Origin of the sequence: Salmonella sp. SAL4457 (assembly GCF_046548235.1) — a bacterium.
GTDB classification, from domain to species: Bacteria; Pseudomonadota; Gammaproteobacteria; order Enterobacterales; family Enterobacteriaceae; genus Salmonella; species Salmonella enterica.
This window is the reverse complement of the sequence record NZ_JBGDZO010001276.1, coordinates 1-238: the sequence shown is the minus strand read 5'-3', so window position 1 is coordinate 238 and position 238 is coordinate 1. Positions and strand designations below refer to the sequence as shown.

Annotated in this window: 1 protein-coding gene; it reads left to right on the top strand. The window is 55.0% G+C overall.

The window, feature by feature from the left end:
• Nucleotides 1-43: 43 nt before the first annotated feature.
• The coding region (locus tag ACLJNW_RS28300) for a cold-shock protein (RefSeq protein WP_410961965.1) at nucleotides 44-238 on the top strand (195 nt) is incomplete at its 3' end.

Below are 238 nucleotides of genomic sequence, written 5' to 3'. Positions count from 1 at the left end.
GGGAAGGCCACTTATAAAAAATTGCAAGTTGGAGAGTGTGGTAATGGCTGATCGTGAGGTCGGAACCGTCAAGTGGTTCAATGACGCCAAAGGTTATGGATTCATTCAACGCGATAGCGGTCCGGACGTGTTCGTTCACTACCGCGCCATCCGCGGCGAGGGTCACCGCTCCCTGGTGGAAGGCCAGAAAGTGGAATTCTCGGTGATCCAGGGCCAGAAAGGCCTGCAAGCGGAAGAC